This window comes from Vibrio iocasae, assembly GCF_042245395.1.
GTDB lineage: Bacteria > Pseudomonadota > Gammaproteobacteria > Enterobacterales > Vibrionaceae > Vibrio > Vibrio iocasae.
The window spans coordinates 1,105,195-1,120,098 of the sequence record NZ_CP145311.1 but is presented as its reverse complement, the minus strand read 5'-3'; the positions used below and the strand labels follow the sequence as shown (position 1 = coordinate 1,120,098).

Annotated in this window: 14 protein-coding genes; 5 read left to right on the top strand and 9 right to left on the bottom strand. The window is 45.4% G+C overall.

Annotation, left to right across the window (positions count from 1 at the left end; all coding sequences use genetic code 11):
- Positions 1 to 392: 392 nt before the first annotated feature.
- Together lamB and SNR28_RS14855 are read right to left on the bottom strand one after the other, a co-directional pair.
- Positions 393 to 1,628 carry a maltoporin LamB gene (lamB, locus tag SNR28_RS14860; protein WP_375753441.1) on the bottom strand — a complete coding sequence of 412 codons (1,236 nt, stop codon included), beginning with the start codon at positions 1,626 to 1,628 and terminating at the stop codon, positions 393 to 395.
- Between the two features lie 620 nt (positions 1,629 to 2,248).
- Positions 2,249 to 2,647: a DUF302 domain-containing protein gene (locus SNR28_RS14855; protein ID WP_375753440.1), complete on the bottom strand. Its 399-nt coding sequence runs from the start codon at positions 2,645 to 2,647 to the stop codon at positions 2,249 to 2,251.
- A 188-nt stretch (positions 2,648 to 2,835) separates the two neighbouring features.
- On the opposite strand from SNR28_RS14855, the gene SNR28_RS14850 reads away from it, so the two are divergent.
- The 5 genes from SNR28_RS14850 to SNR28_RS14830 all read left to right on the top strand — a co-directional run bounded on the left by SNR28_RS14850 (position 2,836) and on the right by SNR28_RS14830 (position 6,369).
- Positions 2,836 to 3,216: a DUF3316 domain-containing protein gene (locus tag SNR28_RS14850; RefSeq protein WP_375753439.1), complete on the top strand. Its 381-nt coding sequence runs from the start codon at positions 2,836 to 2,838 to the stop codon at positions 3,214 to 3,216.
- 56 nt (positions 3,217 to 3,272) lie between these two features.
- A complete protein-coding gene (locus SNR28_RS14845) occupies positions 3,273 to 3,608 on the top strand; it encodes a P-II family nitrogen regulator (protein WP_375753437.1) in 336 nt (111 codons plus the stop codon).
- A 34-nt stretch (positions 3,609 to 3,642) separates the two neighbouring features.
- A complete protein-coding gene (locus tag SNR28_RS14840; RefSeq protein ID WP_375753436.1) occupies positions 3,643 to 4,326 on the top strand; it encodes a heavy metal response regulator transcription factor in 684 nt (227 codons plus the stop codon).
- Positions 4,323 to 5,663, top strand: a complete 1,341-nt coding sequence (locus SNR28_RS14835) for a heavy metal sensor histidine kinase (RefSeq protein WP_375753435.1) — start codon at positions 4,323 to 4,325, stop codon at positions 5,661 to 5,663. The genes SNR28_RS14840 and SNR28_RS14835 overlap by 4 nt, the downstream gene beginning before the upstream one ends.
- A 61-nt stretch (positions 5,664 to 5,724) precedes the next feature.
- Positions 5,725 to 6,369, top strand: coding sequence for a transglutaminase-like cysteine peptidase (locus SNR28_RS14830; protein ID WP_375754092.1), 645 nt, complete (start codon positions 5,725 to 5,727; stop codon positions 6,367 to 6,369).
- Positions 6,370 to 6,523: 154 nt separating this feature from the next.
- On the opposite strand, the gene SNR28_RS14825 is transcribed toward SNR28_RS14830, so the two are convergent.
- From SNR28_RS14825 to SNR28_RS14795, 7 genes are all read right to left on the bottom strand, one after another.
- Entirely contained in the window at positions 6,524 to 6,892 is a 369-nt protein-coding gene (locus SNR28_RS14825; protein ID WP_375753433.1) for a hypothetical protein, read from the bottom strand.
- 162 nt (positions 6,893 to 7,054) lie between these two features.
- A complete protein-coding gene (locus tag SNR28_RS14820) occupies positions 7,055 to 7,483 on the bottom strand; it encodes a DUF411 domain-containing protein (RefSeq protein ID WP_375753432.1) in 429 nt (142 codons plus the stop codon).
- Positions 7,484 to 7,527: 44 nt separating this feature from the next.
- Complete coding sequence (locus SNR28_RS14815) at positions 7,528 to 8,088, bottom strand: hypothetical protein (protein ID WP_375753430.1); 561 nt, start codon at positions 8,086 to 8,088, stop codon at positions 7,528 to 7,530.
- Between the two features lie 54 nt (positions 8,089 to 8,142).
- Positions 8,143 to 8,643: a cupredoxin family protein gene (locus SNR28_RS14810; RefSeq protein ID WP_375753428.1), complete on the bottom strand. Its 501-nt coding sequence runs from the start codon at positions 8,641 to 8,643 to the stop codon at positions 8,143 to 8,145.
- Between the two features lie 59 nt (positions 8,644 to 8,702).
- Complete coding sequence (locus SNR28_RS14805) at positions 8,703 to 11,828, bottom strand: efflux RND transporter permease subunit (protein ID WP_375753426.1); 3,126 nt, start codon at positions 11,826 to 11,828, stop codon at positions 8,703 to 8,705.
- Positions 11,825 to 13,528 (bottom strand): efflux RND transporter periplasmic adaptor subunit, encoded by a 1,704-nt coding sequence (locus SNR28_RS14800; protein WP_375753424.1) that lies wholly within the window; start codon positions 13,526 to 13,528, stop codon positions 11,825 to 11,827. The genes SNR28_RS14805 and SNR28_RS14800 overlap by 4 nt, the downstream gene beginning before the upstream one ends.
- Positions 13,525 to 14,859 carry a TolC family protein gene (locus SNR28_RS14795; protein ID WP_375754091.1) on the bottom strand — a complete coding sequence of 445 codons (1,335 nt, stop codon included), beginning with the start codon at positions 14,857 to 14,859 and terminating at the stop codon, positions 13,525 to 13,527. The genes SNR28_RS14800 and SNR28_RS14795 overlap by 4 nt, the downstream gene beginning before the upstream one ends.
- Between the last annotated feature and the right edge of the window lie 45 nt (positions 14,860 to 14,904).

Sequence of the window (14,904 nt, the reverse complement as noted above, 5' to 3'; positions counted from 1 at the left end):
GCTGTAAGTGTTGCATTGGACGATGAAGATTGGTTTATCTGAAATCAACAGGTTTAAGCGGCATTTGAGATATGTCCCAATGAAAATAGTACCGAATGTGTTCCTATTCTCTATCATGCAGCGTGTGTTTATCCAGCGCCCTTAAAAAGGTATGTCAAGTCTGCACCTCAGTTTTCGCATTCTGCGCGTAGTACAAAGGGAACCGCCATGATTGGGATGAATAGGATGATGGAAGCTTCCAAATGAGCTGGCTTGATACTAAAACGCGTTTTACATCCGAAGATAACACCACTGTGGCTTGAGGTGATCCTTACTTACTGACGCTCCCAGGCCACGTGTTTTGCATGCATGGCTTGGGAGCGCAACATTAATAAAACTGACTTATGGCATTCTTACCACCATACTTCAGCCTGCACACCTAGGTTAAACTCACTGTCTTTACCCGCACCCAGTTTATCTGTATCTTCAAAGTCATTGAAATAACTGCCATAAAAACGGATTTCAGGTCTCGCCCAGTAACTTTCACCAGCGGTCCAAGCCTGAGCAATCGTGACTTTGCTTCCTGCTTCCTTGGTTCCATCACCTGCGTTTTTGTTAAAATAGCCTAGTTCAAATAGCGTTTTCATGTTCTCATCCCATTTATACACAGGACGTATAACCGATGAGAAGTAAGAGATATCTTCTTTCTGTCCCGCCTCAATATCATCAGTGGAAGATGACCAGACGAGTTGGTGCCCCATTTCCCATTGTTCTGCTACTCTGATAACACCCCAGTTGATGATCCGATATGCTGCCGCCCCTTTTTCTGCTTCTGCACCATACCATGAGCCATCACCATATTCCGCTATGGTTTTACCATACCCTTCGGTACCAAACTGGAACACCGTCTTATTGTTACCAATACTTAAATTCTGAGTAAGCTCGAAGTTCAAGAGAACCCCGTTTTCAACACTACCTTCATAGCTACTACTTTCATTCGCTATTGCATAGTTGCCCCCCACCTCTAATGAAGCATTATCCCACAGAGGTATGTTTGCAAGACGCGCGTCAAGTACGTTGACGTTTAAGGCACCACTGTTATTGCCAGTATCTTCGACTTTATCACGATCGGTTCTTATCCAGGCAACCGAAACAGTCCCAGAGTCTGTCTCAATCCCTTCTATGCCTCCGCCAGCACCTGATATGTTCCAGTAATAAAAGTCAGCCAGGTCAACATTATGCCTTTGGTAATAGCGCTTCCCACCCCACACCGTCGCTTCTGGCGCGGACTTCAATACCCCTTTCGCTTGCACGTTAATTTGAGGTAACACAACAGTGAAGTCATCGTCTTCACTGGTTTCCCAACCAGTGGAGCCATCGGTATAAATCGCTACCATTGACTCGACGTCAAAAGAAATCCCATTTTCATTGTAAACTTCATTTTTGACACCCCACTCACCGTAAGTGTCATTTTCATTTCCCAAGCGACCTAATTGGTTTTTATAAAACTGAACATCCTGGCCGTTGTTGGAGCTCATGCCAACACCGCTTCGAATATACCCAAAGTAGGATATATCGGAGCCAGTATCTGCGAACGCACTAAACGCACTGAAGATGGACACTGCTAATATGGTTTTGCTTATTTTCATTGTTAACACCTTATTGTTTGGATTTACCTGGTTGCTCGTAGGCTAAACGGTGGGAAATGACACAAAGCTGTCTTATGGATGACAAAAATGTAATGTGAGACACATGTAACCAAAAAAGAGAGGTATCTTGCAGAAAGACAAAAATACAACCGTCGCGGTACAACCACTTGTACGTTTTGTTTCTAACTGAGCGGTTTTTCCTGTGTGTTTTGAATACTGAATGACGCCACAATGGCATGCTGTGATGAACTAAGCTGACAGAAAGGTGGGTGTCATTTTTGGCTCAGTTGACGATGTTTACTAAGAAAAGACAAAGCATTTCAATCAGAAAATGTCGGGGCAGTTTACGGGGCTGTTAAAGTAGTATGAGCCCCGGTCAAGATGATTCAATACAGCGTGCAGGCATAGCTACTGGCCTCTTCGCTCAATGATTAAAATCATTCACCCAATCACGATACTCTACCATTATGAGATGAATAAAGTGACGTTACGCACCTGCGGGACTAACTTAACAATAGAATATTCTGGGTTGGGGGTAGCTACATTGATTTAGGCAAGCTTTAGACTCGGCTGTCATTTAAGTGGTGTTCACAGGCTTTTATCGCGTAACTCATAACGCATCACTTTAACTCGCGACTAACTCTGTCTTTAACTCTCAAGAGCTTCGTTCTAACCTCACTTGCAACCGAGTGAATGTCTTTGTGCTCAACCAGATTCAATACCGCCGCTGGATCCATGAAAGAGACCGTGATGGAACGGTCCTCTTCCTCGCGAATCACGACATTGCAAGGTAGGAGTAGCCCGATATCTGGCTCAAGGGTTAAAGCTTGATTGGCAAAGGTGGGATTACATGCCCCTAATATAATGTAGGGTCGTTTATCTATGTCTAGTTTCTTTTTCAGAGTCGCCTTAACATCAATTTGCGTAAGAACCCCAAAACCTTCTTGAGAAAGCTCATCAGTCACCCTTTCAATGGCTTCATCGTAACTTCCTTTGTACTTTACTGAAAATCCATACATATGCTTTATCCTTACCTTTGTATTGACTATGTCACTAAAGCAATTGTAGACGGAATTTTAATGCTGTTCCTAAAATTCTCTTTTTACCGTTTTAGATGACAAAAATGTCATTTATACGGTGGGAATTCGTCATCTACCAGAGAGTAAAATAAGACTAACTGAAAATATAAAAGAACAAGGAAATATCAATGAAACTGCTCAAAAAGACTCTGGTAGCAACAACCCTTACGATTTTAAGTGCGTACACCTTAGCAGGCCAATACGTGCCTACGTCGGGTAGTCAGGTAGAACGATATGGCACAAGAACCTTTGAGACAAAAACCGTCCAAACAAAAAGTGAAGCCTTCCAGCTTGGGCTGACCCAGTTACGTCAATTGTCTATGGATTCACCTGTGATGCTCAGCAAGAAACTTAAGATCCAGGGATTGGATGTCGATAAGCGCAAAGTTCATCTGAACGATGATGGATACGTCACCGTGATCGAGTTGATGAACACACAAGGACAACTTTCTTATAAAGGAGTGGTTGAAGTCAGCTATCATTATGCTGAGAGGGAGAGAAATAACTAACGTCCCTGTTTTAGCTGAGGCTCTTGTTGAGCCATAGTGCTGATGGAGGTGTGGATATGATTTGTAAAATTTCAGCTTTATTTCAAGAGTCACAGTTGACCATTGTCGAAGATTTGTTGAGAAGCGAAGGCATTAAACGATTTACGGTCTTTCAGGTACAAGGTAGAGGTGAGTTCGCCAATATGATAGATAATCATTATCTAAGCACATATTGCCAACTCGATATTTATATCGGTCAACATCATGTTACTCATCTCATTGACCGGCTTCTTGAAGAGTTGCATTTGTCGGGAGAAGACGAAGGCGTTATCGCTGTTGTGCCTGTTTCCCAATTATTCAGTGTCAATACCAAAATGCAAATAAATGATCCAGAGTATAATCGCATAGGGTAATATGTCGTAATAAACGAATATTTACTGGTGTTACATGAAGTTATTGATTATTGAAGATGAACCTAAAACTGGAAGCTACCTCAAGAAAGGATTTACCGAGTCAGGATACATTGTTGACCTTTCATCGGATGGTGTAGATGGCCTTTATATGGCAACCAGTAATCATTATGACCTTATCATTCTCGATATCATGCTACCTAAACTAAACGGCTGGCAAGTTCTACAAACGATGAGAAGCAGTCAGTTGGACACTCCGATCATTATGCTGTCGGCGAAAGATCAGGTAGAAGACCGAGTCAAAGGGTTAGAGTTGGGTGCCAATGACTACGTTGTTAAACCCTTTGCCTTTGTAGAGCTTCTAGCCAGAGTAAAAAATGTCTTACGACAACAGGGCGGTACCTCAAGCAAAGAAACCACGCTCGTCGTTTCAGATTTATCGATTGATCTGTTAAAGCGGATTGTGCAACGCGGAAGTGATACCATTTCCGTTACCGCTAAAGAGTTCTCTTTGCTGGAACTGTTTTTAAGAAAACGGGGAGAAGTCTTGTCTCGTTCACTGATTGCTTCGATGGTTTGGGACATGAACTTTGATAGTGATACGAATGTGATTGATGCGGCAGTAAAAAGATTGCGAGCAAAAATAGATAAACCTTATGAGGTGAAACTTATCCATACCGTCCGTGGTATGGGGTATAAACTGGATGATTTATCGGAATGAAACTCAAGCTCTCTGATTACTCTATGGCAAAAAGGCTCATTGCGATGTATTTTGGTTCATCATTTGTGGTGTTGGCCTCTTTTGCTCTTATCGTTCAGTACTCAGTCAAACATCACTTTTATGAACAGGACTATCAACTTGCCCATAACACGTTCATTACATTGTTTTCTCAACCTGAGATTCTGGGTTCAGATAAAGAGTTAAGTCTAAATGAGCATAACACGTACATTTGGTTGCGAGAGAAAGACGGTATTTTGGATTTCACCAACTCCGCGGTACCGCTTCCTGATAAATTACGTAACGATGCATCCCTTGAATGGTCGGTAGAAGGAAAAGATTACCGCGCTTTCCAATTCAAACTAGACCATCCTCTCTATTACGCAGCGATTGTTGGCCTAAACATCGACCATCATACGAGCTTCTCAAATCGGTTTAATGTCGTATTGTTTTGGACGTTCATGCTCACCAGTGCCGTTTCTGGTATCTATGCCGTATTCACAGTCAGGAAAGGTTTAGAACCTTTGCAGGTATTACAGCAGTATCTTAGTAAAGTGAGCTCAAAAAACCTGGATATACGCATCCCAAGTACAGGATTGCCATTGGAGCTTTCTGAACTTGTAGAAGCACAAAACAAAATGCTTGATCGTTTACAAACCGGGTTTAATCGTCTCAGTGAGTTCTCATCAGACATTGCCCACGAGCTGCGCACGCCACTGACGAACATTATGACTCAAACCCAAGTCGTACTCGCTTCAAGTAGGAGTGTAGGAGAATATCAAGATGTGCTGGGTTCAAACATTGAAGAGCTCGAACGATTGAATAAAACGATTCGAGATACCCTATATCTCGCTAAATCAGAAAACCAATTGCTCCATAGCAATAAGGAAGCGTTGAAACTTGAAGAGCTTATAAGCTCACTGATGGAGTTCTATGATTTCATAGCCGATGAGAAGGGAGTGAGCTTGACCTTAGAAGGCTGTGCAACTCAGTTTGGAGATAAAGTCATGTTGCAGCGAGCCATTGGGAACATAATTTCAAATGCACTCCGACATTGTGATAGGGATTCCGTTGTCACTATTAAGATTTTAGAGAATGAGAACTTCAATATTGTCAACATCGCGAATCATGGGGAAACCATCCCCGAGCAGTCTTTGCCCTTTATCTTCGAGCGGTTTTACCGAGCAGACAAGTCAAGACAACATAGCCAGAGTATAGGTGCGGGACTTGGGTTACCAATAGCCAAGTCCATTGTTCAAGCACATGGAGGGAGTATTTCGGTCGTTTCTTCAAATCAAAAAACAGAATTCACCTTAGTGTTTGATAAGCAAGGCACCTAACATCTAGTACCTTGGTTTATCTCATGTGTTGATTATGAACTTGAGAAAACAGATCGCACTAATGGTTATGTTTGCCCTACCTTTTGCCTCTGGTGCACTTAACTTGCAAGAGCAGGAATGGGGGGATTCTGTGTCTATATTATATGGGCACAGAGCGGGGAAAAGGGTCGAAACTTGGCGCCAATTACTCGTCAATCTTAATAGCCTTCCTGAAGAGCAGCAACTAAGCGAAGTCAACACTTTCTTTAACCAATTGAATTTTGTCGATGACATTGATTTGTGGGGTAAGGTGGACTATTGGGCAACACCTTTAGAGTTTTTAGGGAGCAATGCCGGAGATTGTGAAGACTTTACAATCGCTAAGTACTTTTCGGTATTAGAACTGGGGATCTCTGATACAAAGCTTAGATTGGTGTACGTCAAAGCCTTAAGTCTAAGTCAATTTCATATGGTTCTGGCCTATTATCCAACGCCCGATGCCATTCCTCTTATCCTGGACAATATTGACCCCGAAATCAAATTGGCAACGGTTCGTCAAGATCTGCTCCCTATCTATAGCTTTAATGGCCGTCACCTTTGGCTTATGAAAGAAAAAGGCAGAGGAAAACTGTCGGGTAATTCTTCTCGTCTTAGCTTATGGAATGATGTGCGCACTCGCCGGGATTCACTAACACTAAAAAAACCAATCCGCAGCTATGACCTATAAAGTATTTGTCGCGAAAGCTGTTAATGACAGCATTGTCATATTCTGGTCAGACAAAACTCAGGTTTGACCATTTATAATAACAACTGTTCTCCAGGTTAAAGCCCAGGGGAGCAATCCACTGCAAAGTAATTTTTCATGTTAATTTGTTATCCGTTTAGGCTGAGCGATTGCTCAGCTTTTTTTTACAAGCCAAATAAACGAAAGGAGGGATGATTAACCATTGCATAAATGGTGCTAAACCAATATTTAACCCAGGAATTACTGGCATTAAAGAGCCGTAGGCCCAGCGAAACAAAATAAGCGTATTGAGATATTCCATAACGATGGTAAGTACAATTCCAGGAACTAAAAACAAAATCATATCCCTTATAGTCGCGGCACTTGAGAGCCACGGCCCTTTTTTTACAAAGCATACAAAATAGTAAGCCAATACCGCGATGACTCCATCGCCTAATGAAGCCTGAGTGCACATCCAGTTCATTGCCAGTAAATCAGACGATTCCGAGAACTCAAATAGTGGCATTTGCCACATTTCCCAAAAGAAATGTATGAAAAAGGAGTAACCAAAGATGTAATAAGGTTCATGATTGCGTTTGGGGAATATGGTCTGCCTCACTTCTCCTCCCTGGATCGTGTTACATTGCGAGTAATAGAGAGGGGAGCATCTCTCTATTATCGGATTAGGTTAATACTTATTATAAAGCTTCATCTTCCCGGATTGTTCGAAGGCCACGACATTGAAGTCCTTGTACGGTTGCCCCGGTGCCGCCATACCTGGTGAATGCTGTGGCATCCCCGGAGCTGACAGCCCAGAAATGTTGTCTGGACGCTCTTTAAGTAGCCTTGCAACATCGGCTTCTGGCACATGTCCTTCAATCATGTACCCGTCAATGACGGCAGTGTGGCAGGACTTCAGTTGCTCAGGCATACCAAACTTACGCTTTACCGACGTCCAGTCACGCCTGTGGTGGACATTCACCTCGTACCCTTTTTTCTCCATGATGGCAGCCCACTCTTTACAACACCCGCATGTTGGTGATTTGTAAAGTTCGATGGTGGGCTTAGCAAACACAGAAAAGCTGAGTGTCACTGCAGATAATGTTAACGCTTTCATCAAATATTTCATAGGTTGTTACCCTTTACTTTGCAAGTTTCAACTCACTGAACATGAATGTTAATTTTGCTCTGTTTATGGTTTAACTCAATAACACCTGACTCAGGCTTCCATTCATACGCCTTAGTTTCGTAGGGGTTAATGGTAATGTCTTTTGCACCAGAAATAGGCGCAATTGATAGAGATACAGGTTCAAGCCGCTTATTGAATATCACTAGTTGGCTGAGAGTTCCCTGATTTATCGATATCTCAACATCCGTTGCTTTATCATCAATTGTCCATTCTACAAGAGGAAGCTGACCCAAAGCTTTCAAATAATAGGCAAGGACTCTTCTGTCATCTGTTGTTAATGCGTTGCTCAGTAGTTTCATAGTGGGCTCGTTGTCAAGCCTGACATTAAGGTCTTCCAGCGTTTTACCTCGAATGTTCCCACCAATATTCCCTCCTCCTTGAGCAAACATGCCATGACATGTTGAGCAACCATATCCTCCAGCGGTTCTAAATAGCTGCTCACCATCGATGAAGGCTTGAGACGTTTTTGCTGTTACGGAAGTTGTTATTACCAGTAGGGTCATACTGACAATGGCTTTTTTTATACAGAGCATAAGTTTGTTACCTTTCAATTGGGCTCCAAAGCGTCACTTTGGAGCCAGACATCATTAAAGTGTAACGCTCTTAACCATTCCCGCTTCCGCATGCCCAGGAATATTGCATGAGAACTCGACATTCTTGTCACCATGAAAGTGCCATAGCAGTTGTTTCGCTTTACCCGGTTTAACCGTTACCGTACTGCCGCTGTCGTGCGCATGACTACCCATGGTTTTCATCATCTCACGATGCTTTAATTGCTCAGCAGCACTGCCAATTGAGAACTCATGGTCAATTTTCCCGGTGTTCATCACTACAAACTGAACCACATCATTGGATTCAATTTTTACCTCTTTCTTAAAACGGATTTTCATGTCATCGGACAAAAGGACATGAACCACTTTATTCGGTTTTGATCCCATTGCAGGCATACCCACATCAGACATGCCTTCCATCGACATCCCAGAGTGGTCCATTTTCATATTGTTCATGTCAGAATGGTTGTGTTTCTCATCCGCCATTGCCGTACCAGAAAGTGCTACCAGTGCCAGAGTGATCAGTGTCTTTTTCATAATAAACCTCAGTGTTGTGTTCGTTAAATAAGCGCCTGCGATCAGGCGCATGTTGTTCGTTATTGCTTGTTAACTTCGCGCTGTTTCCAGAGCTTAAAGATGGCTGGAAGAACCAGCAGGGTGAGTACGATGGCTGAAGCCATTCCCCCAATCATGGGTGCTGCGATACGTTGCATTACTTCAGAACCTGTTCCGGAGCCCTGCATAATTGGGATTAAACCGATAATGACCGTAAGAACCGTCATCATGATGGGACGAACGCGCAGACCAGCTCCTTCGACAATCGACTCTTTTAAGTCTTGGGTCGTAAGCGGTTTCTTATCTTCCATCAAATCAAGTTTTCGGTGGTGCCATGCCTGATTGAGATAAACCAGCATGATGACGCCTATCTCTACCGCCACACCAGATAGGGCGATAAAGCCCACGCCGACCGCAATAGAGAAGTTGTAGTTCAGGTAGTGCATCAACCAGAGCCCGCCCACCATCGCCAGAGGCAGAGTGAACATGATGATCATGACTTCGCCAACGCGTCTGAAGCTGAAATACAAAAGCAACATGATGATGGCAATGGTCACGGGTGTGACGATGCTAAGCCGCGCTTTTGCTCGCTCCATATATTCGTATTGCCCAGACCAGGCAAGGGAATAACCAGCTGGCAAAGCCAGTTGCTCGGATACCGCTTGCCTTGCTTCAGCGACGTATGAACCAAGATCTCGCCCGGCAATATCGACAAACACCCACCCGTTAGGGCGTGCATTTTCGGTTTTAATCATCGGAGGACCATCTTCAAAACGGACTTCCGCCACATCCGCGAGCGCGATGCGTGCACCGCTTGGTGTCACCAGTGGAAGGCTTTGCAGTTTTTCAATGGAGTCTCGGTATGCCTGAGGGTAGCGAACATTAATCGGATAACGCTCCAGACCTTCGGTGGTTTCGCCTACGTTCATACCACCTATCGCGGTTGAGATAACCTGCTGGATCTGTTTGATACTCAGGCCATAACGAGCGGCCTGTCTGCGTTTGATATCAATGGTCACATATCGGCCACCGGCGACACGCTCAGCATAAACTGAGGCCGTACCCTCGATGTTATTGAGAATCGGCTCCAGCTCTGCCCCAATTTTTTCAATGACCTTGAGATCTGAACCGGCGATTTTTATTCCGATAGGTGTTTTGATACCTGTCGACAACATATCGATACGAGTTTTGATTGGCATTACAAAAGCATTGGTTAGACCAGGGAACTGGATAAGGCTGTCAAACTCCTGTCGTAGAGAATCCGTTGTGACGCCCTCACGCCACTCCTCTTTCGGCTTTAGCTGAATAACCGTCTCAACCATGGTCAGCGGAGCCGGATCTGTCGCACTTTCTGCCCGTCCAACTTTGCCCCATACTGTTTTCACCTCTGGTACGGTTTTAATAAGCTTGTTGGTCTGCTGTAAGAGCTCACGAGCCTTACCGATGGAGATGCCGGGATAGGTTGTTGGCATATACATCAGGTCTCCTTCGTCCAGAGGAGGGATAAACTCGCTACCCATCTTAGTGATAGGGACGTACGCCGATAACATCAGGGCAAGCGCAATAAGTACCATGCTCTTAGGGTATTTCAGGCTGACATTGAGCACGGGTTTGTACAAAGCGATAAGAAGTCGGTTCACCGGGTTCTTGTGCTCAGGTAGAATTTTCCCCCGAACCAGATAGCCCATCAAGACGGGCACCAGAGTGATAGACAAGCCAGCGGCCGCGGCCATGGCATAGGTCTTGGTAAATGCCAGTGGCGAGAACATTTTGCCTTCTTGCCCTTCGAGCGCGAATACCGGAACAAAGCTCAGCGTAATGATAAGCAGCGAGAAGAACAGCGGAGCCCCCACTTCCTCAGCCGCTTTACCAATTACCTGCCATCGGTTTTTGTCCGTTAGCGGGGTTCGTTCAATATGCTTATGCACGTTTTCGATCATCACGATAGCCCCGTCAACCATGGCGCCAATGGCGATAGCGATACCACCAAGTGACATGATGTTGGCGTTGATGCCCTGCCAATGCATGACGATAAAGGCAGACAAAATACCCACAGGCAAGCTGAGCGCAATGACTAACGATGAACGGATATGGAACAGGAAGAGCGCGCATACAATCGCAACCACGATAAACTCTTCCGCCAGCTTCTCCCACAGGTTTTCGACCGCTTTATTGATCAGTGTTGAACGGTCATAAGTAGCAACAATCTCAACCCCTTCAGGCAGGCTGGATTGCAGCTCAGCTAGCTTTAACTTTACATTGTCAATGACCGCACTGGCATTTTCACCAAAACGCATCACGATAACACCGCCGACCGCTTCCCCTTCACCGTTAAACTCGGAGATACCTCGACGCATCTGTGGCCCCAAGTTGATGTCGGCAATATCGCCCAATAGCAGTGGTGTACCTTTCTCTGTTACCTTGAGTGGGAGTGCTTTGATATCTTCAATACCGGACAAGTAACCCGTTGTTCGCACCATATGTTCCGCTTCAGCGACTTCGATTACCGATGCACCTGTCTCCTGGTTACCCATCTTAATCGCGTTATTAACTTGCTGTAGCGTCAGGTCGTAAGCGCGCAATCTGGCAGGATCAATTTGTATCTGGTATTGCTTAACCATGCCGCCAACGGTCGCCACTTCAGACACCCCATCGACGGTTTGCAGTTCATACTTTAAAAACCAATCCTGATAGCTACGAAGCTCGGCCAAGTCATGCTGCCCCGTTTTGTCCTGAAGCACATAGCTGTATACCCAGCCTACACCCGTGGCATCTGGCCCAAGTGTCGGTTTCGCATTGGCAGGAAGGTTCGGTGCGACCTGGCTTAGATACTCCAGTACTCTGGAGCGGGCCCAGTACATGTCTGTATCATCATTGAAGATGATGTAAACATAGGAATCTCCAAAGAAGGAGTAACCACGAACCGTCTCTGCACCCGGTACGGCCAGCATGGCTGTTGTCAGCGGATAGGTCACTTGATCTTCAACAACTTGTGGTGCTTGCCCTGGATAACTTGTCTTGATGATGACCTGAACATCCGAGAGATCCGGCAGTGCATCAACCGGCGTGTTTTTAACACTAAATAGCCCGGCAAACACCAAAAACAAAGTAAACACCAGAACAACAAATCGATTGTTCAGAGACCATCTGATAATGGCAGGGATCATTGTTTACCTCCTGCCGACTCAAGCGTGATAAGTTTTGGCTCTTTGCCGGATTTGTTGATTAGAAAACGAACCTGTTGCCCTTCGGAAAAGGGGGACAAGTCAACGGCCTCATCCACTGAGAAGTTCATCTCTCCCGCATCCCAGCTCCATTCCGCGACGGGCTCATGACTGACGGTCAGCATACCGAAATCTGCCATAAGCATGCTTATCTCACCAGTGACCCATAGCTCGTTCGCAACAACAGAATCACCGACGGTAAAGTCCAGAATTTCATATTGACCAGAGTCGGTTTTCTGGATTTCAAATTCGATAGACTGGCCCGACTGAACCGTTTCGATATCTAACCCCTCAGCAAAGGTAAAGTTCATGACCATACCTGGCCATTGCCACTCTTCGACAGGTTGGTGATTAATCGTCGCCATGCGATGTCCGGCCATCATGTCGGTAATCTGTCCTTTTGCCCAGACACTCGGGTTATCGGCTTCTACCCCATTGATTCGGGCAAGATCTGCGCTCTGACTGGATTCAGAGTCGAGCATAAACTGAGCAGAGGTCACGACCTTATCCCCTTCAGAGAGTCCAGCGATCACCTCAATGACATCTCCCGCTTCTCTGCCGACCTCGATTCGTGCAGAGCGGTATTTACCCTCGCCTTCAGACAATACCACTCGGGTCATGCCTCCAGAGCGAATGACCGATTCTCTTGGGATAGTCAGTACTGGTGCTTCAGATTCTGCCTGAAGTACCACGCTGGCGAACATGTTTGGCTTAAGGGCGCCATCTTCGTTTGCAAACTTTAAACGCACTCGCAGGGTTCGTGTTTTCGCATCTAGAATGGGATAAATAAAATCAACTTCCCCTTTCCAGCTACTTCCCGGAAAGGCGCTCAAAACCATAGTGGCATTGCTGCCCACATCGACCCAATGAGACTGACGCTCAAACACTTCGACATCTATCCACACTTCATCCAGCGGCCCCGCACTGATAACCGTTTGAGCCGGAGAAATATAGCCCCCTTCACGAATATTCAGCTGAGCAATCACCCCATCAGCCGGGGCTTTTATGGCAACGTTCTGGCTCGCACGTCCTCGTTTTACAATCTGGTTAATCTGGCTTTTATCTAATCCCAGGGCAACCAGGCGTTCTCTTGCTCCGTTAACCAGCCCTTTGCGGCCAGAGCGGTAGGCATTGAGCAACTCTTCTTGCGCTTTCACCAGCTCAGGGGAGTAGAGGGTAAAAAGCACATCACCTTTAGATACCTTCTCTCCAACCGCATCTACATTCAGTGTTTCCACCCAACCACTCACCCGGCTGTTGGTTTGCCACAAACGACTTTCATCAAAATTGATGTATCCCACGGTATCAATCTGCGGTGCTAATTTGTTTAAGGAGGCGCTGGCGGTTTTAACCCCAAGGTTATTTTCTACTGCCGGGTCAATCTTAACCGTGCCTTTCTTTGCACTGCCTCCGGACTCTTCTTCATAAACCGGGATTAGGTCCATCCCCATCGGAGATTTGCCCGGAGCATCTCTGCGATAGTTAGGATCCATCGGTGCAACCCAATAAAGTGGCTCTTTTTCTCCTGAATCGGACATAGAGTCTGACGACATCTCATGTCCGCCCAATAAATATTGATTTCCGGTAAAACCTAAAACGCCACCGATGAGAAGCGCCAGTGTGGCTGCAGGTAGTGATTTCATTGATTATTCTCCTCTAGTTGGTAGTTTGCGCTTAGTTCGGTGATATTCTGGTCATATTGGTTAAGCACATAGGCAAGTTCATTTTGGGTGTTGTTTAGATCGGCCACTAGCCGCGCCTCTTCTTTGGCGATCATGAGTTCATCTCTGACTGCCGTTATCACGTCACTAAACTGAACCGTATTGTTTTCGTATCCACGTTCGGTGGCCTGAGTGCGCTCTTTCGCTTGCTTGACCAGTACTTTTTGGTAGCGCTGAATCCGCTCTTCCAGATTATGTTTCTCGGAAATCAAGGTGTTGACTCTGGCATTCATCTGAACCAGAAGGAGATCTTTTTGAGACTTAGCTGCGCCAACCTGATGTTGAGCCGCTGCGTATTTTCGGTCTTGTTTTTTGTCGGTGAACAGGGGAATGTCCATGGTCAGATAAGCGCTGACTAAATCCGATGCTGGCTGACCATTCATTCCGTTCGCCTGTCTGTAGGCATACGCCACTTCAACTCCGAATTGAGGCGTGTAAGATTGCTCAGCGATAGACACTTGAGTTTCTTTACGTTGAATATTTTGTTCTGCGGCTTTGACTTTCGGGTGGGAAACCAGCAAATCGTAAAATTCCGTGCCACCTGACTGCAGTGTTTTGTCCAGTTCGACGAGGGAGCTCCATTGAGTGCTTTTAGCAGTACTCACATCTATCTGACGAACATATTCGGCTTCTACCCACTCAGAGAGTTGTGCACGAACACGTTGTTGCATTTGTCGGTTTTTCTGGAGCTTTTCGTCGAGTTGACTAACCTGAAGCTCTGCATAAAGCAAGTCTTGCGTTTCACTTTTGCCGAGGGAGTAGTTGGTCTCTATGAACTGGGTCATTTCCAGCATGAGTTCACGCATTTCTTCGGTAAGCTCATTTGCCCGGACCAGATATCTAAGCTCTATCCACAGTTGCGTAATGCTTTTTGCGATATCAAGTTTTCGCAGCTCGGCCTGATAATTGATAACCTGAGCCTGCTGTTCGTATTGTTTCTTGGATAAATCGAGCGTTGCGCCACGGCTGAACTGTTGAGACAGCCCAACAGAAATATTGGTCATGGCATCGTCATCGAACTGAAAACTGTCGACAGGTAGGCCACCTACACCAAATTTAACCTTTGGGTCCATCAAGGTTGCGCTGGCAACACCGGTTTCCTTGAGCGATAAGGCTTGTGAGTTGAGCTGAACGAGTCCCTGATCGCGGGCCACCGCGAGCTCAATAATGTTACTTAGAGTAAATTGACCTTCACTGGCATAGGAAGGTGCCAGCACGGCATTCAATGCCAGTGCTAACGCAATTGGTTTAATGTTCACTTTGAATTCCAATCGTTTACTGATGCAAACAGTTAGCCG